The following is a 25,869-nucleotide window of genomic DNA, read 5'->3' as shown; positions in this document are numbered from 1 at the left end:
CGCCATGCGTAAAACGGGCGTTCTGCAGGCCGAGGTGGAAATCCTCGTGCCCTTCTTCGATGTCGATTCGATGGATGTGGTCTGGCACGGTCACTACATCAAGTATTTCGAGGTCGCCCGCTGTGCCTTGCTCGAACGCATCGGCCACAACTATCTGCAAATGCGCGAGGCCGGCTATGCCTGGCCGGTGATCGATGTGCAGCTGCGCTACATGCGCGGCGCCCGCTTCAACCAGCGCATTATCGTGCGCGCCGACCTTATCGAGTGGGAAAACCGCCTGAAGATCAACTACCTGATCAGCGATGCCGAAACCGGCGAGCGCATGACCCGCGGCAGCTCGGTGCAGGTGGCAGTGGAAATCGCCAGCCGTGAAATGCTGCTGGCCTCGCCGAAGGTCTTTGTCCAGGCCGTCGAGAAGGCGCTGGCATGATCCGCGCCCTGGCCACTCGTCTGATCCTCGCACTCGGGCTGCTGTGGTTCAGTGCGAGCGCCTGCGCCTTCGACCTGAAGCAACTGAGCCAACAGCTACGCGAGCCGGCCGTGGTGCGTGGTCAGTTCACTCAGGAAAAGCACCTGCGCGCCCTGCCCATGCCTCTGATCAGCCGTGGCAAGTTCGTGCTGGCGCGTGACCATGGCCTGCTCTGGCTGCTGCGCCAACCCCTGCAGCAGGATTACCGCATCAGCGCTTCGGGCATCGCTCAACGCACCGAAAGCGGCTGGCAGGCTGCCGGCCAGCAAGGCGCAACGAAACGCCAGAACGAGCTGTTCCTGGCCGTGCTCGGCGGCGACGCCGAGGCCCTGCAGCGCGACTTTGAGCTGGACCTGCAGGGCTCTGCCGAGGCCTGGTCGCTGAGCCTTATCCCCCGAGCCCGGCTGTTGCAGCAGATCTTCGACGCCATCCATATCCAGGGCGGCGCCAGCGTTGAGCGCATCGAACTGCTGGAAACCCAGGGCGACAGTACGCTGCTGCTGCTGGAAAGCACTCGGATAGACGATCAGCTGAGCCCCGAAGAGCAGCATGACTTCACCTACTGATCATGCACTCAGGCTGCCACGCCTGATCCCCATCCTGTTTTCCATCGCTCTGCTTGGGCTGGTCGGCCTGGCCGCCTGGCAATGGCGTGACGGCCCGCCAGTCAGCGCCAACCTGATGCAACTGCTGCCCAGCGGCACTCATGGGGAGCTGGAGCAGCTGGCCGAAGCGCGCATGCAGGAACCGCTAAGCCGCGATCTGATGCTGCTGCTGCACCATGCCGACGACACAACGGCCAGCACCCTGACCAGCGAACTGGCTGCCCGCCTGCAGGCCAGCGGCCTGTTTGCCCAGGTGCGGCGCTCGGTAAACACCGACCTCTCGGCCATTCGCCAGCAACTGCTGGACCAACGCCTGGTGCTGCTCGACACCAACAATCGCGAAACACTGGGTGCCGACCCCGAGGTCTTCATTCAGCAGCGCCTGCAACGCCTGTATAACCCCTTCGAAGGCAGCGGATTGCTACCCATCGAGCAGGACTGGTTCGGCATTGCCGAGCTGGCGCAGCAGCAGTTGCCGCAGCCGGGCAACGTCCGCACCGATCCGGACGGGCAGCTGCTGGCCGAACACCAAGGCCAGCGTTGGCGGGTGATCCATGCACAGACCCACGGCGATGCCTTCGACAAAAGCTTGCCGCTGCAGGTGGAGAAGCTGCTGGCCGATGCCCGCCTGCGCATAGAAAGCGCCGAGGGCGAACTGCTCGCCGCCAGCGGACTGCTGTATGCCGCTCATGGCCAACGCCAGGCACGCGAGGAAGCCAGCCTGATCGGCAGCCTATCCTTACTGGCCGCGGTCGGCTTGTTGCTGGTGCTGTTCCGCACCCCACGCGTGCTGCTGGTCGTCCTGCCGGTGGCGGTGGGCGCACTCAGCGGCGCAGCAGCCTGTATCGCGCTATTCGGCCAAGTCCACGTACTGACCCTGGTGCTGGGTGCCAGCCTGGTCGGCGTGAGCATCGACTTCCCGCTGCACTACCTGTCCAAGAGCTGGACCCTGCAACCCTGGAACAGCCATCTGGCGCTGCGCCTGACATTGCCAGGGCTGGTGCTGGCGCTGCTGACCAACGTCATCGGCTACCTGGCGATGGCATTCACGCCCTTCCCCGCACTGAGCCAGGTGGCGGTGTTTTCCGCCGCCGGGCTGACCGGCGCCTTCGCCTGCGCCGTCTGCCTGCTGCCCTGGCTGCTACGCGCGCCGCTACAGCCCTGGCCGAAGCCGCTGGACTGGGCCGAGCGCGCCCTGCGCCTGCGCCAGGCACTGCTCAAGCGCATCGCCAGCCCCTGGCTGCTGGCGGCGTTCGTTGTGTATTGCCTCATCGGGGTGCCGCAGGTTTCCTTTACCGATGACCTGCGCCAGTGGGTCAGCCGCGCTCCGGTACTACAGGAGCAGGCCCTGCGCATCGGCGAAATCAGCGGTTTTCAGCCCACCAGCCAGTATTTTCTCCTGCGTGCGGCAAGCACCGATGAGCTGCTGGCCAACCAGCAGATTCTGAGCAGCGAACTCGACACCCTGGTCGCCGAAGGCCGCCTCGGCGGCTACCTGGCACTGAGCCAGATCGCCGCGCCGGTTACCGCGCAAAAGAATCTGCAACTGGCCCTGCCGCATCTGCTGGAAACCGCCCAGCCACTGCTGGCGCTGGGCGTCACGAGCCAACAACTGGAGGCCGAACTGGCCACCTTGCGAGCGCAGCCGGCAGTGGAGTTGGAGCAGGTACTTGCCGGCCCGCTGGGCGAACCCTGGCGACCGCTCTGGCTGGGACGCCAGGCTGATGGCTCCGTCGCCGGGATGGTCAGCCTGCAAGGCTTGCAGGACAGCGAAGCGCTGTCGGGTGTCGGCCGAAGTATCGAAGGTCTGAGCCTGATCGACCGGCCTGCCGAGCTGAATCAGCTGTTCGCCGAAACCAAGACCCAGGCCGCCACACTCAAGCTGGCCGCCGCAGGTCTGATCTTCGTCCTGCTCTGCCTGCCCTTCGGCTGGCGTGGCTCCGTTCGGTGCCTGGCCGTGCCGCTATTGGCAGCCCTCGGCAGCCTGGCCAGCCTCGGCTGGCTGGGACAGTCGCTGACGCTGTTCGGGCTGTTCGGCCTGCTGCTGGTCACCGCCATCGGCGTCGACTACGCGATTCTGATGCGCGAGCGGGTCGGTGGCCCAGCGGTGAGCCTGGTGGGTACCCTGCTGGCCGCCATCACCACCTGGCTATCGTTCGGCCTGCTGGCGCTGTCGAGTACCCCCGCGGTGAGCAATTTCGGCCTGGCAGTGAGCCTCGGCCTGCTGTTCAGCTTCCTTTTGGCCCCCTGGGCGACTGCCGATACGCCGGAGCCGCATGCATGAATGCCCCGACGCTAGCGCTACAGCTCATCAGCGCACCGGCGCATTTCGCCCAGCGACCTCAGATTTCCACTCTGCTGCCGGCCCGTCCCGGCATCGTCCCCCCCTGCATTAGACAACCTCAGGCAAGGAGCCCCTATGGCACAGCATGATCTGCAACAACGTGAAGTCGTGATTATCGGTGCCGGCCCTTCCGGCTCAATCGCCGGTGCGCTGCTCAAGCGCAAGGGACATGAGGTGCTGATCCTGGAGCGCCAGCGCTTCCCGCGCTTCTCCATTGGCGAAAGTCTGCTGTCGCACTGCCTGGACTTCATCGAGGAAGCCGGCATGCTCGAAGCCGTGCAAGCCCACGGTTTCCAGACCAAGCACGGCGCCGCCTTCGGCTGGGGTGAGCGCTACACCGAGTTCGACTTCCGCGACAAGTTTACCGAGGGCCACGGCAGCACCTACCAGGTACAGCGCGCCGACTTCGACAAGCTGCTGGCCGACCAGGCTGCGCTGCAGGGTGTGGAAATCCGTTATGAGGAAGAGATCATCGCCGCGGACTTTTCCGGCAGCAGCCCGCGACTGCAGGTGCGCCGCAGCGACGGCAGCGAATACTCCGTCGAATGCGCCTTCGTCCTCGACGCCAGCGGCTACGGCCGCGTACTGCCGCGCCTGCTGGATCTGGAAGCGCCATCGAGCTTCCCGGTGCGCCGCGCGGTATTCACCCATATTCAGGACAACATCGACGACCCGCAATTCGACCGCAACAAGATCCTCATCACCACCCATCCCGAGATGCGGGATGTCTGGTACTGGACCATCCCCTTCAGCAATGGCCGCTGCTCCCTGGGCGTGGTGGCCCGCGCCGAGCGCTACGAGGACCGCCCGCTCGATCTGGATACCTGCCTGAAGGAGTTCGTCAGCGAGGCGCCGAACCTGCGCCGCATCCTGAAGAATGCTGAATGGGACACCCCGGCACGGCTGATCGGCGGCTACTCGGCCAACGTCAAGTCACTGCACGGCCCCGGTTTCGCCCTGCTGGGCAACGCCGCGGAATTCCTCGATCCGGTGTTTTCCTCCGGCGTGACCATCGCCATGCGCTCATCGAGCATGGCCGCGGCCACACTGCACCGTCAGCTGTCGGGGGAAACGGTGGACTGGGAGACCGAGTTCGCCATCCCGCTCAAGCGCGGCGTGGATACCTTCCGGACCTATGTGGAGGGTTGGTACGATTGCAGCTTCCAGGATGTCATCTACTACGAACACGCCCAGCCGGAGATCCGCCGGATGATCAGCTCGATTCTCGCCGGCTATGCCTGGGACGAAAACAACCCCTATGTCGCTGAATCCCGACGCCGCCTGCGAGTGCTGGCCGAGCTGTGCCGCAGCAATGGCTGAGAGCAGACCGCACTTCGTCTGGCTGCTGCTGGGCCTGTTGCTGCTAAGCGGCTGCGCCAGCCAGCCGCCGCTGCCCAGCGAGCAGCCACGCCTGCAATTGCCGCTGCAGCTGCATCTACAGCAGCACAGCGCCGCCGGCAGCCAGGACCAATTGCTGGTGATCCAGCAGGACCAGCAGGCGCTGCGCTGGACCTTGCTGTCCCCCTTGGGCACGCCCCTGGCGCGGCAGCTGCTGGTGGACGGCCGCTGGCAGGCCGACGGCCTGCTGCCGCCCAACCCCGAAGCACGCGAACTGTTTGCCGCGCTGCTGTTTGCGCTGACTCCCGATGATCAGCTCGAGCGCCTGTACGCCGGGCGAGACTGGACACGCCCGACCGGCGCACGTCGCCTTAACGGCGCGCCGCACTGGCACGTCCGCTATCAGCACAACGGCCGCTTCCAGCTCGACGTGGGCAACGGGCTGTCCTATGGTGTCGCCCCTCTCGACGACGGAGCCAGACGGCAATGAGTGCCTATCTGAACGCCCTTGGCGTGGTTTGCGCACTGGGTCGCGGCAAGGCCGAAGTGATGCGCCGTCTGCTGGACGGCGATAGTTCGGGCATGCGCCCCTGGCCGGCACCCGTAGCCGGGCGCAGCCTGCCGGTCGGTGCGGTGACCGCTGAACTGCCGTCCCTGGCCGACGCAGCCTTGCGCGATGCCACCCGCAACAATCGCTTGCTGCTGGCCGCCGCCGAGGAAATCGAAAGCGAGATCGCCGAAGCCGTCGACCATTACGGTCCGGCGCGCATCGGCGTAGTGCTCGGCACCAGCACCACCGGCATCCAGGAAGCCAGCCAGGGCATCGCCGGGCTGGTGCGTGACGGCCAGCTGCCGCCGAGCTATCACTATGGCCACCAGGAGCTTTCCGCTCCGGCGAGCTTTCTCAGCGAGCGTTTCGGCCTCGCCGGGCCGAGCTATTGCATCTCAACCGCATGCACCTCCGGCGCGCGTGCACTGCAGAGCGCCAAGCGACTGCTGGATGCGGGAGTCTGCGATGCGGTGCTGTGCGGCGGCGTCGACAGCCTATGCGACCTGACTCTCCAAGGCTTTAGTGCGCTGGAGGCGACCAGCACGCAGATCTGCAAGCCGTTCTCGGTCAACCGTGACGGCATCAATATCGGCGAAGCCGCGGCGCTGTTCCTGATGACGCGCGAGCCTGCATCCATCGCCCTGCTTGGCGCGGGCGCCAGTTCCGACGCTCACCATATTTCTGCACCCGATCCCGAGGGCCGCGGTGCCATCGAGGCGATGCGCCAGGCGCTGACCCATGCCACCTGCTCACCAGAGCAGATCGTCTACCTCAACCTGCACGGCACTGCCACCGAGCACAACGACGCCATGGAAAGCCGCGCCGTCGCTGCGGTTTTCCCAGACGGCGTGCCCTGCTCGTCGAGCAAGCCGCTCACCGGCCATACTCTGGGTGCGGCCGGTGCACTGGAGGCGGCGTTCTGCTGGCTGGCGCTGTCCGAACTCAACACTGCGCAACAGTTGCCGCCGCACCTCTGGGACGCGCAGCAGGACCCCGAGTTACCAAAGCTGGATCTGGTCGCAGCCGGCGCCTCGATGAGCACTGCAGGCCCACGTCGGATGATGAGCAACTCCTTCGCCTTCGGCGGCAACAACATCAGCCTGATCCTGGGAGACGCCTCTTGAGTATCTGGCCGATTGCCCAGCTGCTGCCCCACGCCGGCGACATGATCCTGCTGGACGCCGTGGAAGCCTTCGATGCCGACAGCGTGACCACCCGCCTCAGGGTTCGTCCCGGCCTTCTCAGCCAGGCCGACGGCAGCCTGCCGGCCTGGGTCGGCGTCGAGATCATGGCGCAAAGCGTGGCCGCCTTCGCCGGTTGTCATGCACGCCAGGCCGGCCTGCCGGTCGAGTTGGGCTTTCTGCTTGGCACCCGCCGCTATCAGTGCAACGTCGAATCCTTTGCTCTTGGTAGCGAGCTGTGCATCGTTGCCACTCGCTCACTGCAGGATGACAGCGGCATGGGCGTGTTCGAATGCCATCTCGACGGCCCCGGCATCCATGCCGAAGCCCGTCTCAATGTATTTCGCCCGCCCGAAGTGGCGCGCTATCTGGAAGAAACCCGTTCATGAGTGAAAGCATCCTGGTCACCGGCTCCAGCCGCGGCATCGGTCGCGCCATCGCCGTGCGCCTGGCCCGCAGCGGCTACGATATCGTCCTGCATTGCCGCGCTCGTCGCGATGAAGCCGAAGCCGTACAGGCGGAGATCCAGGCGCTGGGTCGCCAGGCGCGCATCCTGCAATTCGACGTCGCCGACCGCGCTGCCTGCCGCGAGCAGCTGGAAGCCGATATCGAGCAGCACGGCGCCTACTATGGCGTGGTCTGTAATGCCGGCCTGACTCGCGACGGCGCCTTTCCTGCGCTTACCGACGAAGATTGGGACCAGGTGCTGCGCACCAATCTCGACGGCTTCTACAATGTCCTGCAACCGCTGACCATGCCGATGATCCGCCGTCGCCAGCCAGGACGCATCGTCTGCATCACCTCGGTATCGGGGATGATCGGCAACCGCGGCCAGGTCAACTACAGTGCTTCGAAGGCCGGCGTGATCGGCGCGGCCAAGGCGCTGGCGGTAGAACTGGGCAAGCGTCGCATCACCGTCAACTGCGTCGCTCCGGGCCTGATCGACACTGACATGCTGGACGAAAACCTGCCGATCGAAGAGATGCTCAAGATGATTCCCGCGCAACGTATGGGTACGCCCGATGAAGTGGCCGCAGCGGTCAACTTCCTCATGTCGGCGGAGGCCGGCTACATCACTCGCCAGGTGCTGGCGGTCAACGGCGGGCTGTGCTGATGAAGCGTGTAGTAGTAACCGGCATGGCCGGCATCACCTCACTGGGTAGCGACTGGGCTGGTATCGAGGCCAACTTCAGCGCCAACCGCAGCGGCATTCGACATATGGACGAATGGGCTCGTTTCACCGAGCTGAACACCCGCCTGGGCGGACCGGTGGACGACTTCGTCGTACCCGCGCACTGGACGCGCAAGCAGCTGCGCAGCATGGGCCGTGTTTCGCGCCTGTCCGTGGGCGCCGCCGAACAGGCCCTGGCCCACGCAGGCTTGCTGGATGACGGCAGCATTCGCGACGGCCGCATGGGTGTCGCCTGCGGCTCCTCCACCGGCAGCACCGAGGAGGTCAAGGCCTTCGGAAATATGCTGCTCAATTCGGTAGCCGATGGCCTCAACGCCAACTCCTATATCCGCATGATGCCGCACACCACGGCGGCCAATATCAGCATCTTCTTCGGCCTCAAGGGCCGGGTAATCCCTACCTCCAGTGCTTGCACCAGTGGCAGCCAGGGTATCGGTTACGCCTACGAGGCGATCAAGTACGGGCGTCTGAAAATGATGTTGGCCGGCGGTGCCGAAGAGCTCTGCGCCACCGAAGCCATGGTCTTCGACGCACTCTATGCCACCAGCCTGAAGAACGACGCACCGCACAGTTCACCGCGCCCCTACGACAGCGGCCGTGACGGGCTGGTGATCGGCGAAGGCGCCGGCATGCTGGTGCTCGAAGAGCTGGAGCACGCCCTGGCAAGGGGCGCCACCATCCATGCCGAGCTGGTGGGCTTCGGCAGCAACGCCGATGGCCAGCATGCGACCAAGCCGGAGCAGGAAACCATGCGCCGTGCCATGGAGCTGGCACTGGAAGATGCCAATCTGTCGCCGGACGCCATCGGTTACGTCAACGGCCACGGCACCGCCACCGACCAGGGCGATATCGCCGAGACCCAGGCGACCCAGGCGCTGTTCGGCTCACGCATGCCGATCAGCTCGCAGAAGAGCTACCTCGGTCACACCCTCGGCGCCTGCGGGGCTCTGGAGTCCTGGTTCAGCATCGAGATGATGAATGCCGACCGCTATATCCACACGCTCAACCTGGATCAGATCGACCCACGCTGCGGCGAGCTGGACTACATCGTCGGAGCGCCGCGCGCCATGCAGCATGAATACGTGATGAACAACAATTTTGCCTTCGGCGGGATCAATACGTCGCTGATCTTCCGCCGCTGGTCATAAAGGACAACGCAGGCGAGGCCGTTTTTAGCAGTTGCCCAGCAGCTAGCTTTACCCCCAAAACACCGTAAGGAGATGGACCATGAAAAAAACCACATGGATCGGCGCGGCGCTCGTGCTTTGCAGCCTGCCCGGTATCAGCCAGGCCCGCGACACCACCCACTACCTGCCCTTCGATGAGGCGGTGGCCGAAGCCACCGCGGCCGGTCGCCTGGATGGCAGCGTGAAGTTCTACCTGGCCAAACGCCCGGCGGGTGCGCAGATCCTGCGCAGCGGCGTGACCACCAGCAAGAAGACCAACGCCTTCAACAAGACCGACGAAGCCGCCTGCAGCTGGGCGCTGCAGTCCGCATTGATCGGCCTGGAGAAATCCGCCAAGGCGGCCGGCGCCAACGCCGTGGTGGATATCGTCAGCAACTACAAGCACGTCGAGTACAAGGACAGCAGCAAGTACGAGTGCCACGCCGGCGCGGTGATGGCAGGCGTTGCCCTCAAGGCGAACTTCGCCAAGGTGAAATAAGCAGCCGAGCTCCTGCATGGTGGATCGCCCGTTGTCGATCCACCTGCTGGTGACAGGCTGGCGGGCGCCGAACCCCGGCGCTTTCGCAAATCCTCTTCCAGGGTCACTCGACCAACGTGGCGAACGAATAACTGGACCGGTGAGTCAACTGGGCAGCCCCATCCTTAGAGGAGAACTGCCATGCTCGGAAACCGATCGACCAACAAGTTCGAAGTCAACTATATCTTTCAGAACGACCCACGCGCGCAGATCATCGAGTCTGATGTGGAAAGCCTGACCCAAGGCGAGGCAGCCCGGCGCCTGATCGAACATCACAATGCCGACGCCGAAAACAGCCTGGTGATGCCCGACGCCGAAGCTGACGAAGCCGAGCTATTGCGCCAGGCGGAGGTGGTGGGAATTACCGATATTCGCGTAACCCGACTGATTCACGAAGATGAATCAAGCGGCGCGCCAGGGCATTACCAGCAGCCCTGAGCCGGGCTGGAAAAAGGTGGTCCCGGTGATACGGGTCGCCACCCTCTTCTGGCCGATGCCGTAAGAGCTTTGCGCCGAGGGCTGCGCTCCCACAGGTCGCGGGTAATGCACTGCTTTGTGGACAGCGCGAGCCCGCGCCGAATGTGGCGAGGGTTTCATGAGTTTCTAGTGTTTGCAGCAGCCATTAGAGACGTAGCCTGAAGGAGGGGTGCCCGTTGGACGACCTGTGGCGGCACCCGGTGGGCCGCCACCCGGTGGATCGATAAAGCGTGATCCACCCTACGTCAGCTCCAGCTCTCAGCTTATTGATGGTATTGCGCAGACAGCTCGTGTACCGCGGCGAAGAAGGCCTTGGCGTTCTCTGGGTCGACTTCGGGGGTTATTCCGTGGCCGAGGTTGAACACGTGACCGCTGCCCTGACCGTAGGAAGCGAGAATCCGCGCCACTTCCGCACGGATCGACTCCGGGCTTGAGTAGAGAACGGCCGGGTCCATGTTGCCCTGCAGAGCCACCTTGTCACCGACCCGCGCGCGGGCACTGCCGATGTCGCAGGTCCAGTCCAGACCCAGCGCTTCGGCGCCGGCCTCGGCCATGCTTTCAAGCCACAGACCGCCGCCCTTGGTGAACAGAATCACCGGTACACGGCGCCCTTCATGCTCGCGAATCAGCCCCGAGACGATCTTGCGCATATAGGCCAGGGAGAATTCCTGATAAGCCGCCGAGGACAGCGCGCCACCCCAGGAATCGAAGATCTGCACCGCCTGCGCGCCCGCTTTGATCTGACCGTTGAGGTAGCTGGTAACCGACAGCGCGAGCTTGTCGAGCAGGGCGTGCATCGCCTCGGGCGAGTTGTAGAGCATGGCCTTGGTCTTGCGGAAGTCCTTGGACGAGCCGCCCTCGACCATGTAAGTGGCCAGCGTCCAGGGGCTGCCGGAGAATCCGATCAGTGGCACACGACCATTGAGTTCGCGACGGATGGTACGCACGGCGTCCATCACGTAGCCCAGATCCTTTTCCGGGTCCGGAACTGGCAGCGCCTCGATGTCGGCCATGCTGCTGACGTGCATCTTGAAACGCGGGCCTTCGCCGGTTTCGAAGTACAGCCCTTGGCCCATGGCGTCAGGGATGGTGAGGATGTCGGAGAAGAGGATCGCCGCGTCGATCTGTGGGTAGCGGTCCAGCGGCTGGATGGTGACCTCACAGGCCAGCTCCGGGTTCTTCATCAGGCTGACGAAATCACCAGCCCGGGCGCGGGTCGCGCGGTACTCGGGCAGGTAGCGCCCGGCCTGGCGCATCATCCACACCGGGGTGACGTCCACGGGCTGCTTGAGCAGGGCACGAAGGAAACGATCGTTCTTCAAGGCAGTCATGTCTGGCTTCCAGCAAAAAGAGTGCCGCGCATTGTCGCAAAGCCCATGGCAAAAGGCACGGCAGGGGCCGTGCCTTTTGTTATTCGCCTTGATTCATGTCAGGCAGGGCAAGCCGGGAGCGGGCAGCGCCGTAGGGTGGATGTCGCTTTTCACATCCACCACAGCTTCCTCGCAGCGGATCGTTATAGCCTGATCCGCCCTACCAATAATCAGACCTCCAGGTAATCCAGAATCCCTTCGGCTGCCTGCCGTCCTTCGTAGATCGCCGTCACCACCAGGTCCGAGCCGCGCACCATGTCGCCGCCAGCGAAGATCTTCGGGTTGCTGGTCTGGTGCTTGAACGTGCCCATTTCCGGCGCGATCACCCGGCCCTGCTTGTCCAGCTGGATCTCCTGAGCACCGAACCAGTCGGCCGGGCTCGGGCGGAAGCCGAAGGCAATCAGCACGGCATCCGCCGGGATGATCTCCTCGGAACCGGGGATCGGCTCAGGGCTGCGACGGCCCTTTTCATCCGCTGCGCCCAGGCGAGTTTCCACCACCTTGACGCCCTCTACCCGGCCTTCCCCGACGATGGCGATGGGCTGGCGGTTGAAGAGGAACTTCACCCCCTCTTCCTTGGCGTTCTTCACCTCGCGACGCGAACCCGGCATGTTGGCTGCGTCGCGACGATAGGCGCAGGTTACGCTTTTGGCGCCCTGGCGGATCGAGGTGCGATTGCAGTCCATCGCCGTATCGCCGCCGCCGAGGACCACCACCCGCTTGCCGCGCAGGTCGACGAAGTCTTCCGGCGATTTCTCGAAGCCCAGGTTGCGGTTGACGTTGGCGATGAGGAAATCCAGGGCGTCATGCACGCCCGGCAGATCTTCGCCGGGGAAGCCGCCCTTCATGTAGGTGTAGGTGCCCATTCCCATGAACACGGCGTCGTATTCGGCCAGCAGTTGCTCGATGCTGACGTCCCGGCCGATCTCGGTATTGAGACGGAACTCGATACCCATGCCGCTGAAGATTTCCCGGCGGCGGCTGAGCACGCTCTTTTCCAGCTTGAACTCGGGGATACCGAAGGTCAGCAGGCCGCCGATCTCCGGATTGCGGTCGAACACCACCGGGGTCACGCCATTGCGCACCAGTACGTCGGCACAACCGAGACCGGCCGGGCCGGCACCGATGATGGCGACGCGCTTGCCGGTGGGCTTGACCTGGGACATATCCGGACGCCAGCCCATGGCGAAGGCCGTATCGGCAATGTATTTCTCCACCGAGCCGATGGTCACCGCGCCGAAGCCGTCGTTCAGGGTGCAAGCACCCTCGCACAGACGATCCTGCGGACAGACACGTCCACAGACCTCGGGCAGCGTGTTGGTCTGGTGGGCCAGCTCGGCGGCGGCGAGGATATTGCCCTCGGAGACCAGCTTGAGCCAGTTGGGAATGTAGTTGTGCACCGGGCACTTCCACTCGCAGTACGGATTGCCGCACCCCAGACAGCGGTGGGCCTGCTCACAGGCCTGCTGCGGCTTGAAGGGTTCGTAGATCTCGATGAATTCCTTCTTGCGCTGGCGCAGCAGCTTTTTCTTGGGGTCCTTGCGCCCGACCTCGATGAACTGGAAGTCGTTGTTCAGACGTTCGCTCATTTCAAAAACCTCATCGGCGGGCTCGAAGCCGGAAAAACCTGGCTGGAAGCAGATGTGTTGCTTCCAGCGTTCAACCTCGAGCTCTCAGCTCAAATTCTTTATTGCGGGTTCGCGCGGGTGCTCGACAACAGGTTCGCCAGGTTCGCCGCCTTGGGCTTGACCAGCCAGAAGCGGCGCAGGTAGTCGTCCAGGTCTTCCAGCAGTTCGGCACCCCAAGCACTTCCGGTTTCAGCCACGTACTCGCACAGCACGCCGTGCAGATGGCTGCGATAGGCTTCCATCGCCTCGCCGGTGATGCGCTGCAGGTTGACCAGCTCGTTGTTCACCCGGTCGACAAAGCTGTTGTCCATGTCCAGCACATAGGCGAAACCGCCGGTCATGCCCGACCCGAAGTTGTGCCCGGTCTTGCCCAGCACGCAGACGAAACCGCCGGTCATGTATTCGCAGCAATGGTCACCCACGCCTTCCACCACGGTGTGGGCACCGGAGTTGCGCACCGCGAAGCGTTCACCCGCTGTACCTGCAGCGAACAGCTTGCCGCCGGTCGCGCCGTACAGGCAGGTGTTGCCGACGATGGCCGAGTCCTGTGTGCGGTAGGCGCCGCCCTTGGGTGGCGTGACCACCAGTTTGCCGCCCGTCATGCCCTTGCCCACGTAATCGTTGGCATCGCCTTCGAGGTACATGTGCAGGCCACCCGCGTTCCAGACGCCAAAGCTCTGCCCCGCCGTGCCTTTGAAACGGAAGGTGATGGGCGAAGCCTTCATGCCCTGGTTGCCGTGGATTCGGGCGATCTCGCCGGAGATGCGCGCACCGATTGAGCGGTCGCAGTTGCAGATATCCAGCTCGAACTCGCCGCCGCTGCCGGACTTGATGGCATCCAGCGCGAGGCTGACCATCTGCTCGGCCAGCAAACCCTGATCGAACGGCGGGTTTTTCTCGACCTGGCAGTATTGCGGTTTGTCCGCTGGGATATGGTCGCTGCCTAGAAGCGGCGTGAGATCCAGGTTGGCCTGCTTGGCGGACTCGCCCGGCAGGGTTTCCAGCAGATCAGTGCGCCCGATCAGATCCTGCAGGCTGCGTACACCGAGCCTGGCCAGCCATTCGCGCGTTTCCTCGGCAACGAAGGTGAAGAAATTCACCACCATGTCCGCAGTGCCGATGAAATGGTTCTTGCGCAGCTGATCATTCTGCGTGGCTACGCCGGTGGCGCAGTTGTTCAGATGGCAGATGCGCAGGTACTTGCAGCCCAGGGCGATCATCGGCGCGGTACCGAAGCCGAAGCTCTCGGCGCCCAGGATCGCCGCCTTGACCACATCCAGGCCGGTCTTCAGGCCACCGTCGGTCTGCACCCGGACCTTGCCACGCAAGTCGTTGCCGCGCAGGGTCTGGTGGGTTTCCGCCAGGCCCAGCTCCCAGGGCGAACCGGCATAACGGATCGAGCTCAGCGGTGATGCGCCGGTACCGCCGTCGTAACCGGAGATGGTGATCAGGTCCGCGTAGGCCTTGGCCACGCCGGCAGCAATGGTGCCAACACCGGGCTCGGCCACCAGCTTCACCGACACCAGCGCCTGGGGATTGACCTGCTTGAGGTCGAAGATCAGCTGCGCCAGGTCCTCGATGGAATAGATGTCATGGTGCGGCGGGGGCGAAATCAGGGTCACGCCCGGTACCGCATAACGCAGCCTGGCGATCAGGCCGTTGACCTTGCCGCCCGGCAGCTGACCGCCTTCGCCGGGCTTGGCGCCCTGGGCCACCTTGATCTGCAGGACCTCGGCATTGACCAGGTATTCCGGGGTCACCCCGAAGCGGCCGGTGGCCACCTGCTTGATCTTCGAGCTGCGGGCGGTGCCGTAGCGCGCCGGGTCCTCACCGCCTTCGCCGGAGTTGGAACGCCCGCCGATGCGGTTCATGGCTTCGGCGATGGCCTCATGGGCCTCGGGCGACAGGGCGCCGAGGGAAATGCCGGCGGCATCGAAGCGCTTGAGAATCGCATCCAGCGGCTCGACCTCATCCAGGGCCAGCGGACGCTCGGCCTCCTTGAGCTTAAGCAGGTCGCGAAGCATCGACACCGGCCGCTGATCGACCAGCGCGGTGTATTCCTTGAACAGCCCGTAGTTGCCGCTCTGTACCGCTTTCTGCAGCGCCCCGACCACGTCCGGGTTGTAGGCGTGGTATTCGCCGCCATGGACGAACTTGAGCAGGCCGCCCGGCTGGATCGGCTTGCGGTTGTTCCATGCTTCGGCGGCGAGCGCCTGCTGTTCGGCTTCGAGGTCGACGAAACGCGCGCCCTTGATGCGGCTGGCCACACCACGGAAGCTCAGGTCGACCACCTCGTCGGCCAGGCCCACCGCCTCGAACAGCTGCGCGCCGCGATAGGAGGTGATGGTCGAGATGCCCATCTTCGAGATGATCTTCAGCAGTCCCTTGGTGATGCCCTTGCGGTAATGCTTGAACACCTCGTAGAGATCGCCGAGCACTTCGCCGGTGCGGATCAGATCACTCAGCACCTCGTAGGCGAGGAACGGATAGACGGCCGTCGCGCCGAAGCCGATCAGCACCGCGAAATGATGCGGGTCGCGCGCCGTGGCGGTCTCGACAAGGATGTTGCAGTCGCAGCGCAGGCCGGTCTCGATCAGCCGGTGATGCACGGCGCCCACCGCCAGCGAGGCATGCACCGGCAATTTGCCGGGAGCGATGTTGCGATCGCTGAGGATCAGCAACACCTTGCCACCACGCACGGCCTCTTCAGCCTGGTCGGCGATATTGCGCACCGCAGCTTCAAGGCCGAGCGACTGCTCGTAGTTAAGGTCGATCAGCTGGCGATCGAAGCCCGGCCGATCGATCTCCATGATGGTCCGCCACTTCGCCGGCGAGATCACCGGAGTAGTCAGGATCGCGCGGTTGGCGTGATCGGCAGTTTCCTCGAAAACGTTACGCTCGGCGCCCAGGCAGGTTTCCAGGGACATCACGATGGCTTCGCGCAGCGGATCGATCGGCGGGTTGGTCACCTGAGCGAACTGCTGACGGAAGTAGTCATAGGGCGAACGCACCCGACGCGAAAGAACCGCCATGGGCGTATCGTCGCCCATGGAACCCACCGCTTCCTGGCCTTGCTCGGCCAGCGGGCGCAGCACCTGGTCACGCTCCTCGAAGGTGACCTGGAACATTTTCATGTACTGCCGAAGCTGGTCGGCGTCGTAGAAGGCCGAACCGTGATCGTTGTCGTCCAGGGTCGACTGGATGCGCAACGCATACTGACGCAGCCACTTCTTGTAGGGATGCTGCGACTTCAGGTGATTGTCGATGTCGTCGGTGTGCAGGATCTGTCCGGTATGGGTATCCACGGCCAGAATCTGGCCCGGTCCGACGCGACCCTTGGCGATAACGTCCTCTGGCTGGTAATCCCAGACGCCAACTTCAGATGCCAGGGTGATGTAGCCGTTCTTGGTGGTAATCCAGCGCGCCGGGCGCAGGCCGTTACGGTCGAGTAGGCAGATCGCGTGGCGACCATCGGTGAGCACCACACCCGCCGGGCCGTCCCAGGCCTCCATGTGCATGGAGTTGTATTCGTAGAAAGCGCGCAGGTCCGGATCCATGGTTTCCATGTTCTGCCAGGCCGGCGGGATGATCATGCGCAGGCTGCGGAACAGATCCATACCACCGGTAACCAGCAGCTCCAGCATGTTGTCCATGCTGGAGGAGTCGGAGCCGCTGCGATTGATCAGCGGGTCGAGGCTTTGCAGATCTGGCAGCAGCTCGTTGGCGAACTTCAGGCGGCGCGCCTGGGCCCAGTTGCGGTTGCCGGTGATGGTGTTGATCTCGCCGTTGTGGGCAAGAAAGCGGAACGGCTGCGCCAGCGGCCACTGCGGCATGGTGTTGGTGGAAAAGCGCTGGTGAAAGACGCAGATGGCGGTCGCCAGACGCTCGTCGCTCAGATCCGGATAGAACTGCGCCAGATCGGCCGGCATCATCAGACCTTTATAGATGATGTCCTTGTCGGAGAAACTGCAGACATAAAACTGCTTGTCGTCGGCCAGCGCCACTTCGGTGCGGCGGCGGCTCATAAACAGTTTGATACCGAACTCGCGCTCGGACAGGCCTTCGGCACAGACGAACAGCTGCTCGATGCGCGGCAACCGCTCCAGTGCCAAGCGCCCCAACACGCTGGTGTCCACCGGCACTTCGCGCCAGCCTACAAGGGTCAGGCCCTGGGCGAGGATCTGTTCATTGAAACAGGCGCGGGCGGCCTCGGCTTTGATGGGGTCCTGGTCGAGGAAGACCATGCCGACAGCGTAGAGATCCGGCAGCTCGGCATCGAAGTGCTGACGGGCCATGAGACGCATAAAGGCGTCCGGCTTCTGCATCAGCAGCCCGCAGCCATCGCCGGTCTTGCCATCAGCGTTGATGCCGCCGCGGTGGGTCATGCAGGTCAGTGACTGGATGGCTGTTTGCAGTAGGTGATGGCTCGCTTCGCCCTGCATATGGGCAATCAGCCCGAAGCCACAGTTATCCCTGAACTCTTCAGGACGAAACAGACCTGCTCTCATAGGCGCTCCAGCTAAATACGTTGTAAATCAACCCCTTACCGGCCATATAGAGCAACGCCCCAAAATGGACGCGAGCAACGGGGGAGCAGTTTACAAAGTGAGCTAGAACGACACAATTATTTTTTGCAAGCCCCAAAAAGGTGCATTGCGCACTTTTTTGGGGCATTTATTTAAGGTTTTTTGGCGATTTCCTGTTGCACGCCGGAGAAGTTTCGTATCCAGGGCTTTCCAGCCTGCAGGGCAGCCGGCAATGACTTGATCGCCTGGGTCGCCGCGTTGCGGTTGGGGAAACTGCCATAGGTGACCACATACAGCGGCTTGCCTTCATGAAGCTTGGTGAAGTAGCGATAGCCACTGCCGTGCTGCTTCACCAGCGCCTGGGCATTGCTTTCATTGCGGGTGCCTAGAATTTGAATCAGATAGTTGCCGGCAGGCTGGCTGCCATACCAGCCTGCCGCGGCAACGGGGGCCGGGGTTGCTGCCGGCGCAGGCTCCCGCGGAGCTGGAGCTGGAGCTGGAGCTGGAGCTGGAGCTGGAGCTGGAGCTGGAGCTGGAGCTGGAGCTGGAGCTGGAGCTGGAGCTGGAGCTGGAGCTGGAGCTGGAGCTGGAGCGACAGGCTGAGGCGCAGGCGCGCTTGGCGCAACCGGAGTTGTGCTGCCCGCAGGCTCGCTTGGCTGCTCAGGAGCGGGCACCGGAACGGCCGGCGCCGGATCCTGTGGCGGGAAGTCGTCGACGTCCGCACTACCGGTAGCAGCCAGCGGCTCCCGAACCAACGGCGGCTGGGAGGCCTGTGGGGACGCGTCGTCAGGCGCAGCAGGTTCCGCACCGCCTGGCTCCGCGGCCGAGCCTCCGAGCGGCAGGCTTGTGGTGACTGGCGCCACGGGCCGCTCGTCGGCCCCATCGCGCATAACGAACAACGCAATCGCAACAATGCAAAGCACGGCCAGCAACGCCAGCGAGTGCTTCATTGGAAGCGGAAAACCCCACCCTGCGGACTTCCTTTTTGCCCTGGAATGGTGCATCGCATCGACCAATTCTTCGCGCGCAACCTGATTTATTGCACCCGGCCAGCCACCCGATTGCTCGTGAATGCGCAAAATCTGCTCTTCATTGAAGCAATCCAGCCCCGCTCCAGCACCTTCCAGGCGCAACGACAGGTATTCCCTGGTTTCATCTTCTTCATAAGGCTGTAGCGAAATTGCGTGAAAGCGCTCCTCGCCATCTACCAGCGCCTCCAACCGAGCCAGCAGGGACTGCTCACCAAAGAGGAACACATGCGGCCGACCTTCCGGGCTTCCCGAGGCAAGGCGCAACAAGGTCTCCACGGCAGCGCCAGTCAGTAGCTCGGCATCGTCGACCAGCAGATAGATCTCCTGCCCGGTCAATGCCAGCTGGATGATCTGCGCCATGATCGAATCGAAGTCGGTACGCGGGCTGCCCAAGGCCTGGGCCACCTGCTGCAGGACGAGATTTGAATCCATCGTGGCCTGCGGGGTTATCACCACACTCTGCACCGACTGCTTGTTGCTACTCGCAACCAGCGCCTGGCGCACCAGCGTCTTGCCGCTTCCCTCTGGCCCCGTCACTACCAGCAACAGCTGGCTATAACGCGCGAGATGGTGCAACTGCCCCAGCACCGGCTTGCGCTGGGCAGGGAAGAATTTAAAACCGGGCACGCGCGGGGCAAAGGGATCATGACTGAACCCGTAATGGTTCAGGAGCGAATCATCGGCAGACAAACTGGTCATGAAAACTCTCTCAGGCTCTCGACTGTTGCATCAGGAGGTCATAGTCGACGCGCAAAGTGGCGTCCAGCACCTCGCGGGGGAAGTCGCCCGTTACCACGGCCTCGCCCAGCTGCTTGAGCAACACCAGACGCAGCTGACCGTCGAGGACCTTCTTATCGACCGCCATGTGCTGCATGAAATCCTCAGGCGTCATGTCGGTCGGCGGAACCACCGGCAATCCTGCGCGCGCCAGCAGACGCACACCACGGTCTCGCTCCGCGGCGGAAATCCAGCCAAGCCGTCGCGACATTTCCAGCGCCATCACGGTGCCCGCCGCGACCGCCTCGCCATGGAGCCAGACGCCGTAACCCTGATGGGTTTCGATGGCATGGCCGAAGGTATGCCCGAGATTCAGCGTGGCACGAACACCCGACTCACGTTCGTCCGCACCCACTACCGCCGCCTTGGCGGCACAGGAGCGCCGTATGGCCTCGGTCAGTGCGACCTGGTCCAGCTCCCGCAGCCTGTCGATATTGTCTTCAAGCCAGCCGAGGAAAGGCTCATCGCAAATCAGACCGTACTTGATGACTTCGGCCAGGCCCGCCGACAGCTCACGCGCCGGCAATGTCGCCAGCGTGGACGTATCGATCAGCACCAGTTGCGGCTGGTAGAAGGCACCAATCATGTTCTTGCCCAGGGGATGATTGATACCGGTCTTGCCGCCTACCGAAGAGTCAACCTGGGACAGCAGCGTCGTCGGGATCTGAATGAAGTCCACACCGCGCTGGTAGCTGGCTGCCGCGAATCCGGCCATGTCGCCGATGACGCCGCCACCCAGAGCGATGATCGTGGTCTTGCGGTCATGCCTGGCAGACAGCAGGCCATCGAAGATCAACTGGAGGGTTTCCCAGTTTTTCCAGGCCTCGCCATCCGGCAGAACCACGGGCGTGACGGAATAACCGCCCAGGCTCTGCATCAAGCGCTCAAGATAAAGTGGAGCGACAGTTTCGTTGGTGACAATGGCCACCTGCTTGCCGCGTATATGGGGAGCCAACAACTCACCGCGGTCGAGAAGCTGCTCGCCTATAAGAATAGGATAGCTGCGCTCGCCGAGATCAACATCCAGAATCTGCATATAGGCCCCCCGTGAATTAAAGGGGCTTAGGATAGCGCAGATTCGTCAGGGCGTTCACGAGGCGCCAGCGAGCGGAGCTGTTCGAGGATTCCGCCAACAACCATACGCGGCGGGCGCTCGTCAGTCTCAACGATGATATCGGCGATCTCCCTGTATAAAGGGTCTCGCACTGCCATCAACTCGGTCAGTACCTGCCGTGGATTGGGCGTTTGCAATAACGGGCGATTGCGGTCTCGTGAAGTGCGGTCGAGCTGTTGCTCAACCGAAGTACAAAGATAGATGACCTGCCCACCTTCACGCAGCGCCTGGCGGTTATCTTGCCGCAACACCGCACCGCCGCCCGTGGCCAGTACGATGCCCGGCTGCCGACACAGATCGACAATGACGCTGTGTTCTCGCTCGCGAAAGCCCTGCTCACCCTCTACATCGAATATCAGCGGAATACTGACGCCCGTGCGCTGTTCGATCTCCTTGTCGGAGTCACGAAATACCAGACGCAGCTCTTTGGCGAGCAAACGCCCGATGGTGCTTTTACCAGCTCCCATCGGGCCTACGAGGATGATATTGGGCACCGAAATCAGCGACTCACTGCTATTGCCTGATGATTGAGGATTTTCGGTGTAAGGAAGACCAGGAGTTCCGACTTCGCATCTTGCACCGAGTCTCGGCGGAAAAGGCGGCCAAGATACGGCAGATCTCCTAGGAAAGGAACCTTGTCTACGCTCTTGGTCTGCGAGTTCGAAAAGACGCCGCCGATGACAACGGTCTCACCATCGGCAACCAGAATCTTGGCGTTGACCTCATTCTTGTTGATTGGCGGCACACCATTGAGCACCCGGCCGAAGTCAGGAGCATCCTTGGTCACCTTCACTTCCATGATGATGCGGTTGTCAGGTGTGATCTGCGGGGTCACTTCCAGGGACAGCGCCGCCTCTTTGAACGAAGTGCTGGTTGCACCGCTGGAGCTGGCTTCCTGATAGGGGATCTCCGAGCCTTTCAGAATTTTGGCCGTCTCTTTATCAGCGGTCATGACCTTGGGCTGCGAAACGATTTCGCCGTTACCGGTTTTTTCCATGGCTGACAGTTGCAGGTCCAGGATTACGTTGTCAGTGATGAAACCGATACCGATACCCGAGGTGCTGTTGAGCACGCCCATATCCACAAAGGGCACCGGCGCTACACCGTCATCGGATGTGTAGTTGCCGAAGGTATCTGTTCCCGGAAGGTAACGACGGCCATCCTCATCAAAGGTCTGGGCTCCATCCTTGCCGTAGATGCTCCACTTCCCATCCGACCTTGCACCGCCCCAACGCACACCCAGGCTTTTGTCGTAGTCCACGTTGGCTTCGACGATACGCGCCTCGATCATCACCTGACGGACCGGGATATCCAGTTGCGCCACGATGCGGCGCAGCTCGTCCAGTCGCTCCTGGGTCTGGTAGGCAATGATGTTGTTGGTGCGATCGTCAACGGCAATGGAGCCGCGGTCCTCACTGGCGCCTTCCCGGTCGGTTACCGATTGGAACAGGCGGGCAATGTCGGCCGCTTTGGCATAGTTGACCTGAACCACCTCACGGCGCAGCGGCGCCAGTTCGGCGATCTGGCGCTGTGATTCCAGCTCCTGCCGTTCGCGTGCAGCGATCTCTTCAGCCGGCGCGACCAGCAAGACGTTACCAACCTGGCGCTTGTCGAGACCCTTGGTCTTGAGCACCAGATCCAGCGCCTGGTCCCATGGCACATTCTGCAGGCGCAGCGTGATGTTCCCGCTTACTGTGTCACTGGCTACCAGGTTGAGATCAGTGAAGTCGGCAATCAGCTGAAGCACCGAGCGCACATCGATATCCTGAAAATTCAATGACAGCTTTTCACCCGAATAGGCAAAGTGCTCGGCCTTACGCTGCTCGGCCTCGGACTCGGTCAGCGGTTTGACGCTGATGGTGAGCTTGTCGTCGGTCTGGTAGGCAAGGTAGTCGTAGCGGCCTGTTGGCTCGATGGAAATGGTTGCGCCATCAGCCCGACTGCTCGAGTCGACAAATTTTACCGGCGTGGCGAAGTCCTGCACGTCAAGACGCACACGCAGTGCCTCCGGCAGCTGTGTCTTGGCAAAGGAAACACGAATCTTGCCGCCCTGCTCTTCGATGTTCGGGCTGACCGAAGGATCCGACAGAGTGATGACCACATTACCGGCGCCATCTTCTCCACGCCGGAAATCGACATTGCTGATGGACTTGCCTGCAATCACACGCTCAACCGGCGCAGTACCAACCACTGGCTGTGCTGGCGCAGGCGCAGCCACCGGAGTGGGCGTGCCACCCTCACCCAGCAGGACGAACAGGTTATTGCCATCCACACGCGTGGAATAGGGCACCAGCGAAGTGAGGTTGACGATCAGCCGGGTACGCCCCTGCGCCTCGACAACAGTCACGCTGCGCGCATTGCCAACGCCCAGCTCGCGATTCCTGGCGCCAAGCTTGTTCGACACACCAGGCAGATCGAGCGCGATACGTGCTGGCTGATCGAGGGTGTAACCACGCGGAGCGGCCACAGGCTCGTCAAACCCAAGCTTGAGCTCGACCTTATCGCCCGGCAGGGAGGCCACATCGATGGTGTTGAGATTCGCTGCCAGCAACGCAGGCGAAATGAGCGCAGCCAGAAGGGACAAACCGAGACGAGAGAGGGAGGTATTCATAAAAGGCTTCCGTTGTGCAGACCGGTAAAGGTTTTCCATTTTTTGCCCCAAACTCAGGAGCGCTCTTTCAAGGTCAGGCTACGCGGGCGTTCCAGCCACCCGCCCTCTCCGTCAGGAACGATTTCAAGCACATTCACCTCGGCCTCGCTGACCTCGACGATACGGCCATGGTTGCGCCCCAGATAGTCACCGACCTTGACTCGGTGTACCCCTTCGCCGCCCCTTATCAAGGCGTATTTGCCAGCATCATTGGTCAGCGTGCCGACCATGATGAAGTTTTCGATATTGAAGCCTTCCAGAAACTGCTTGACGCGCGTCTCGTCCGGCTGAATGTCCTTCGAGCCTTTTTGCCGCTGCGCCAGATCAATCTTCATCGGCGGCTGGAAAGGATGGCGCAGAGACGCCGCACTATAGGTAAACGCCTCATAAGGCACGAATGCAGGCAGCGGTTCTATGGTTCCTTTGGGCTTGGCTCGAACCTCGTCCATATAGCGACGCAGGTCATCGAAATCGTTGCTGACTCCGCATCCGCTCAGCAACCCCAGGCTCAAGCCCAGCACAACAAGACGGGCTCCTTTCATTTCTGCAGCCCCTTGTCGTTATAGCGATAAGTCTTGGCCAGAATGCTCATGCGCAGTTTGGATGAGGACTCCTTGCTCTCGGGCTTGATCTCGAAATCATGCAGCGTGACGATCCGCGGCAGGCTCGATACGCCACTGACAAACGTCGCCAGGTCGTGATAGGAACCTACTACTTTGATCTGTATCGGCAGTTCGATATAGAACTGCTGGATAACTTCCGGCTGCAGCTTGATTTCCTCGAACTCCAGCCCACTGCCCAAGCCGGTACGGGTGATGTCCTCGAGCAGGCCCGGCACTTCGGTATCGCTTGGCAACTGACGAAGCAGGGCACCGAACGAGGCCTCCATCTCGACCATCTGTTCCTTGTAGGCCTCCAGGTTCGCCGCCTGAAACGCCTTGGTGGAAAATTGTTGCTTGAGCGTCTCTTCCTGCGCTTTTTGCTGCTCCAGGTTGGCCTGCATATCGCTGAGATAGAAGTAATAACCTCCTCCCAGCACCAGAGCCATCAGCAGGATTCCCGTAATGACCTTGACTGCCGCCGGCCAGGAGCCGAGGTTGTTCATGTCCAGTTCGGACAGGTCAACGCTACGCAGACTTTCCAGGGAGCTTGCCAAACTCATGGTCTGCCTCCTTCAGCGTCGACAGCCGGTTGAGTTTGCTGGACCGTAAGCTGGAAGACGTTTTCCTGATCCACGGCGCCAGCAGTGACGGCCTTTACCTCGTTCAGGTTCGGCGCCTCGAGCCAATCTGAGCCATCCAGATTACGCATCAGGTTGGAAACCCTGTTGTTGGATTCCGCTGCGCCGACAATGGCGATGTTCTTGCCTGTCATCTTCAAGTCCGTGAAATACACACCGTCGGGCAAGGTCCTTACCAGCTGGTCAAACACTCGACCGATGATGGGCCGGTTACCCTGCAGGTCCTGAATGATCTTCATACGCTCAAGCAATTGCTGCCGACGCTCTCGCAATTCCTTGATTTCAGAAATGCGTGCATCCAACACCGCAATTTCTTTGCGAACAAAGTCGTTGCGCGCATTCTGCTGTTCGATGGAGTTGGTCAGGTATTGACCGGCAAGGAATACCAGCCCCCCACCTACGATCAGCACGCCAAGCAGAGAGACCAGAAAGCGCTGCTTGCGCTCTTCACGCAGCTGTTCACGCCAGGGCAGAAGGTTGATCTGAGCCATCAGTCGAAACTCCTCATCGCCAGCCCACAGGCAATCATCAGGGACGGCGCATCACTGGCCAGCGCACCGGCGTTGACCTTGCTGCTCAAGGCCATGTCGGCAAAGGGGTTGGCAACCAGGGTTTGCGTTCCGATCTTTTGCTGAATCAACCGGTCGAGCCCGGGAATGGAGGCAGTGCCGCCTGCTAGCAGGATGTAATCGACATCATGGAACTGGCCCGCAGCAAAGAAAAACTGCAGCGAGCGCGATACCTGTTGCACGACCGCATCCTTGAACGGTTGCAACACCTCGCTGTCGTAGTCATCCGGAAGACCACCTTGTTTCTTCGCCAGCCCAGCTTCTTCCACGGACAGGCCATAGCGACGCTGGATCTCTTCGGTCAGCTGACGCCCTCCGAAAAGCTGCTCGCGGGTATAGATGGTGCGACCGTTGTGCAGGACGCTCAGCGTGGTCATGGTGGCGCCGATATCAACCAGCGCGACGGTGAGTTCATCGTGGCCACTGCCTAGCTGCGACGACAGCAGCCCATAGGCACGCTCGAGGGCGTAGGCCTCCACATCAACCACCTTCGCAGTCAGCCCTGCCAGCGCCAGCGCTGCCTCACGAATCTCTACGTTCTCCTTGCGGCATGCGGCCAGAAGCACCTCGACACGCCCCGGCGCGCGCGCAGCCGGCCCCTGGACCTCAAAGTCGATTGCGACTTCTTCCAGGGGATAGGGAATGTACTGGTCAGCCTCGATCTTTAGCTGGTTTTCCAACTCCTCGTCGTTCAGCCCAGCTTCCATTTCGATGGTCTTGGTGATGACAGCGGAACCGGATACCGCAACAGCGGCAGTCTTGCTCCCCGCCTTGGCTTTGGCCAGCAGACGGTTCAGTGCCTGCCCCACACCTTCCAGTTCCACGATGTTCTTTTCCACCACGGCATTTGGCGGCAGTGGCTCGACAGCATAGGACTCGACCCGGTAACGGGAGCCCGAACGGCTTAATTCTATGAGCTTTACCGACGTCGAACTGATGTCGATCCCAAGCAGCGTGTTCGCTTTCTTCGTGAAGAGCCCTAGCACGGCCGATTTCCTATCTTATCCGCTACTTACGGATTAATTATGTTCATCCACATTAGATAACAGCCTTGACAGGAGCGTAAATGGCTCCCCGGCAGAAAAAGCGCTTATAATGTGAACG

General features: G+C 62.2%; 22 protein-coding genes. 11 read left to right on the top strand and 11 right to left on the bottom strand.

What is annotated here, in order from left to right:
* Positions 1-4: 4 nt before the first annotated feature.
* The 11 genes from BN1079_RS14145 to BN1079_RS14095 all read left to right on the top strand — a co-directional run bounded on the left by BN1079_RS14145 (position 5) and on the right by BN1079_RS14095 (position 9,821).
* On the top strand, positions 5-430 hold the full coding sequence (locus BN1079_RS14145; protein WP_037025518.1) for an acyl-CoA thioesterase: 426 nt from the start codon (positions 5-7) through the stop codon (positions 428-430).
* A complete protein-coding gene (locus BN1079_RS14140; RefSeq protein WP_037025515.1) occupies positions 427-1,035 on the top strand; it encodes an outer membrane lipoprotein carrier protein LolA in 609 nt (202 codons plus the stop codon). The genes BN1079_RS14145 and BN1079_RS14140 overlap by 4 nt, the downstream gene beginning before the upstream one ends.
* Positions 1,019-3,358: an MMPL family transporter gene (locus BN1079_RS14135; protein WP_037025512.1), complete on the top strand. Its 2,340-nt coding sequence runs from the start codon at positions 1,019-1,021 to the stop codon at positions 3,356-3,358. Before BN1079_RS14140 ends, BN1079_RS14135 begins: the two co-directional genes overlap by 17 nt.
* Positions 3,359-3,493: 135 nt before the next feature.
* Positions 3,494-4,738 carry an NAD(P)/FAD-dependent oxidoreductase gene (locus tag BN1079_RS14130; protein ID WP_037025508.1) on the top strand — a complete coding sequence of 415 codons (1,245 nt, stop codon included), beginning with the start codon at positions 3,494-3,496 and terminating at the stop codon, positions 4,736-4,738.
* A complete protein-coding gene (locus BN1079_RS14125; protein WP_037025506.1) occupies positions 4,731-5,246 on the top strand; it encodes a hypothetical protein in 516 nt (171 codons plus the stop codon). The genes BN1079_RS14130 and BN1079_RS14125 overlap by 8 nt, the downstream gene beginning before the upstream one ends.
* A complete protein-coding gene (locus tag BN1079_RS14120; RefSeq protein ID WP_037025504.1) occupies positions 5,243-6,430 on the top strand; it encodes a beta-ketoacyl-[acyl-carrier-protein] synthase family protein in 1,188 nt (395 codons plus the stop codon). The genes BN1079_RS14125 and BN1079_RS14120 overlap by 4 nt, the downstream gene beginning before the upstream one ends.
* Complete coding sequence (locus tag BN1079_RS14115) at positions 6,427-6,876, top strand: hotdog family protein (RefSeq protein ID WP_037025500.1); 450 nt, start codon at positions 6,427-6,429, stop codon at positions 6,874-6,876. The genes BN1079_RS14120 and BN1079_RS14115 overlap by 4 nt, the downstream gene beginning before the upstream one ends.
* Positions 6,873-7,601: a 3-oxoacyl-ACP reductase FabG gene (fabG, locus tag BN1079_RS14110; RefSeq protein ID WP_037025497.1), complete on the top strand. Its 729-nt coding sequence runs from the start codon at positions 6,873-6,875 to the stop codon at positions 7,599-7,601. The genes BN1079_RS14115 and fabG overlap by 4 nt, the downstream gene beginning before the upstream one ends.
* Positions 7,601-8,827 carry a beta-ketoacyl-ACP synthase gene (locus tag BN1079_RS14105; RefSeq protein WP_037025495.1) on the top strand — a complete coding sequence of 409 codons (1,227 nt, stop codon included), beginning with the start codon at positions 7,601-7,603 and terminating at the stop codon, positions 8,825-8,827. The genes fabG and BN1079_RS14105 overlap by 1 nt, the downstream gene beginning before the upstream one ends.
* A 79-nt stretch (positions 8,828-8,906) precedes the next feature.
* Entirely contained in the window at positions 8,907-9,344 is a 438-nt protein-coding gene (locus tag BN1079_RS14100; protein ID WP_037025494.1) for a hypothetical protein, read from the top strand.
* Positions 9,345-9,524: 180 nt separating this feature from the next.
* Positions 9,525-9,821, top strand: coding sequence for a hypothetical protein (locus BN1079_RS14095; protein WP_037025492.1), 297 nt, complete (start codon positions 9,525-9,527; stop codon positions 9,819-9,821).
* 302 nt (positions 9,822-10,123) lie between these two features.
* On the opposite strand, the gene hemE is transcribed toward BN1079_RS14095, so the two are convergent.
* The 11 genes from hemE to BN1079_RS14035 all read right to left on the bottom strand — a co-directional run bounded on the left by hemE (position 10,124) and on the right by BN1079_RS14035 (position 25,751).
* Complete coding sequence (hemE, locus tag BN1079_RS14090; protein ID WP_037025490.1) at positions 10,124-11,191, bottom strand: uroporphyrinogen decarboxylase; 1,068 nt, start codon at positions 11,189-11,191, stop codon at positions 10,124-10,126.
* 209 nt (positions 11,192-11,400) lie between these two features.
* Positions 11,401-12,819, bottom strand: coding sequence for an FAD-dependent oxidoreductase (locus tag BN1079_RS14080; RefSeq protein ID WP_037025486.1), 1,419 nt, complete (start codon positions 12,817-12,819; stop codon positions 11,401-11,403).
* 98 nt (positions 12,820-12,917) lie between these two features.
* Complete coding sequence (gltB, locus tag BN1079_RS14075) at positions 12,918-17,366, bottom strand: glutamate synthase large subunit (RefSeq protein ID WP_037025484.1); 4,449 nt, start codon at positions 17,364-17,366, stop codon at positions 12,918-12,920.
* Between the two features lie 170 nt (positions 17,367-17,536).
* Positions 17,537-19,114 (bottom strand): AAA family ATPase, encoded by a 1,578-nt coding sequence (locus tag BN1079_RS14070; protein WP_037025482.1) that lies wholly within the window; start codon positions 19,112-19,114, stop codon positions 17,537-17,539.
* Positions 19,115-19,124: 10 nt separating this feature from the next.
* Positions 19,125-20,228 (bottom strand): 3-dehydroquinate synthase, encoded by a 1,104-nt coding sequence (aroB, locus tag BN1079_RS14065; RefSeq protein WP_037025480.1) that lies wholly within the window; start codon positions 20,226-20,228, stop codon positions 19,125-19,127.
* Positions 20,229-20,254: 26 nt separating this feature from the next.
* The gene (gene aroK / locus BN1079_RS14060) at positions 20,255-20,800 is read right to left on the bottom strand and encodes a shikimate kinase AroK (RefSeq protein WP_074436845.1); all 546 of its coding nucleotides are present in this window, start codon (positions 20,798-20,800) and stop codon (positions 20,255-20,257) included.
* Between the two features lie 5 nt (positions 20,801-20,805).
* Positions 20,806-22,917 (bottom strand): type IV pilus secretin PilQ, encoded by a 2,112-nt coding sequence (gene pilQ, locus BN1079_RS14055; RefSeq protein WP_037025477.1) that lies wholly within the window; start codon positions 22,915-22,917, stop codon positions 20,806-20,808.
* Between the two features lie 53 nt (positions 22,918-22,970).
* Positions 22,971-23,498, bottom strand: a complete 528-nt coding sequence (gene pilP, locus BN1079_RS14050) for a type 4a pilus biogenesis lipoprotein PilP (RefSeq protein ID WP_037025474.1) — start codon at positions 23,496-23,498, stop codon at positions 22,971-22,973.
* A complete protein-coding gene (gene pilO / locus BN1079_RS14045) occupies positions 23,495-24,118 on the bottom strand; it encodes a type 4a pilus biogenesis protein PilO (protein ID WP_037025471.1) in 624 nt (207 codons plus the stop codon). Before pilO ends, pilP begins: the two co-directional genes overlap by 4 nt.
* Positions 24,115-24,687, bottom strand: coding sequence for a type 4a pilus biogenesis protein PilN (pilN, locus tag BN1079_RS14040; RefSeq protein ID WP_037025468.1), 573 nt, complete (start codon positions 24,685-24,687; stop codon positions 24,115-24,117). The genes pilO and pilN overlap by 4 nt, the downstream gene beginning before the upstream one ends.
* Positions 24,687-25,751, bottom strand: coding sequence for a pilus assembly protein PilM (locus BN1079_RS14035; RefSeq protein ID WP_037025465.1), 1,065 nt, complete (start codon positions 25,749-25,751; stop codon positions 24,687-24,689). The genes pilN and BN1079_RS14035 overlap by 1 nt, the downstream gene beginning before the upstream one ends.
* Positions 25,752-25,869 lie beyond the last annotated feature (118 nt).

This window comes from Pseudomonas saudiphocaensis (genome assembly GCF_000756775.1).
GTDB lineage: Bacteria > Pseudomonadota > Gammaproteobacteria > Pseudomonadales > Pseudomonadaceae > Stutzerimonas > Stutzerimonas saudiphocaensis.
The sequence above is the reverse complement of the archived record's forward strand: the minus strand, read 5'-3'. Positions and strand labels throughout refer to the sequence as shown.

Excerpts from the sequence above, each read along its gene's own strand:
- BN1079_RS14070 (WP_037025482.1), bottom strand. The coding sequence starts at position 19,114 with ATGACCAGTTTGTCTGCCGATGATTCGCTCCTGAACCATTACGGGTTC.
- fabG (WP_037025497.1), top strand. The coding sequence starts at position 6,873 with ATGAGTGAAAGCATCCTGGTCACCGGCTCCAGCCGCGGCATCGGTCGC.
- BN1079_RS14080 (WP_037025486.1), bottom strand. The coding sequence starts at position 12,819 with ATGAGCGAACGTCTGAACAACGACTTCCAGTTCATCGAGGTCGGGCGC.
- BN1079_RS14135 (WP_037025512.1), top strand. The coding sequence starts at position 1,019 with ATGACTTCACCTACTGATCATGCACTCAGGCTGCCACGCCTGATCCCC.
- aroB (WP_037025480.1), bottom strand. The coding sequence starts at position 20,228 with ATGCAGATTCTGGATGTTGATCTCGGCGAGCGCAGCTATCCTATTCTT.
- hemE (WP_037025490.1), bottom strand. The coding sequence starts at position 11,191 with ATGACTGCCTTGAAGAACGATCGTTTCCTTCGTGCCCTGCTCAAGCAG.
- pilO (WP_037025471.1), bottom strand. The coding sequence starts at position 24,118 with ATGAGTTTGGCAAGCTCCCTGGAAAGTCTGCGTAGCGTTGACCTGTCC.
- BN1079_RS14140 (WP_037025515.1), top strand. The coding sequence starts at position 427 with ATGATCCGCGCCCTGGCCACTCGTCTGATCCTCGCACTCGGGCTGCTG.
- BN1079_RS14100 (WP_037025494.1), top strand. The coding sequence starts at position 8,907 with ATGAAAAAAACCACATGGATCGGCGCGGCGCTCGTGCTTTGCAGCCTG.
- gltB (WP_037025484.1), bottom strand. The coding sequence starts at position 17,366 with ATGAGAGCAGGTCTGTTTCGTCCTGAAGAGTTCAGGGATAACTGTGGC.
- BN1079_RS14145 (WP_037025518.1), top strand. The coding sequence starts at position 5 with ATGCGTAAAACGGGCGTTCTGCAGGCCGAGGTGGAAATCCTCGTGCCC.
- pilQ (WP_037025477.1), bottom strand. The coding sequence starts at position 22,917 with ATGAATACCTCCCTCTCTCGTCTCGGTTTGTCCCTTCTGGCTGCGCTC.
- pilP (WP_037025474.1), bottom strand. The coding sequence starts at position 23,498 with ATGAAAGGAGCCCGTCTTGTTGTGCTGGGCTTGAGCCTGGGGTTGCTG.
- BN1079_RS14125 (WP_037025506.1), top strand. The coding sequence starts at position 4,731 with ATGGCTGAGAGCAGACCGCACTTCGTCTGGCTGCTGCTGGGCCTGTTG.
- BN1079_RS14130 (WP_037025508.1), top strand. The coding sequence starts at position 3,494 with ATGGCACAGCATGATCTGCAACAACGTGAAGTCGTGATTATCGGTGCC.
- BN1079_RS14095 (WP_037025492.1), top strand. The coding sequence starts at position 9,525 with ATGCTCGGAAACCGATCGACCAACAAGTTCGAAGTCAACTATATCTTT.
- BN1079_RS14105 (WP_037025495.1), top strand. The coding sequence starts at position 7,601 with ATGAAGCGTGTAGTAGTAACCGGCATGGCCGGCATCACCTCACTGGGT.
- BN1079_RS14120 (WP_037025504.1), top strand. The coding sequence starts at position 5,243 with ATGAGTGCCTATCTGAACGCCCTTGGCGTGGTTTGCGCACTGGGTCGC.
- pilN (WP_037025468.1), bottom strand. The coding sequence starts at position 24,687 with ATGGCTCAGATCAACCTTCTGCCCTGGCGTGAACAGCTGCGTGAAGAG.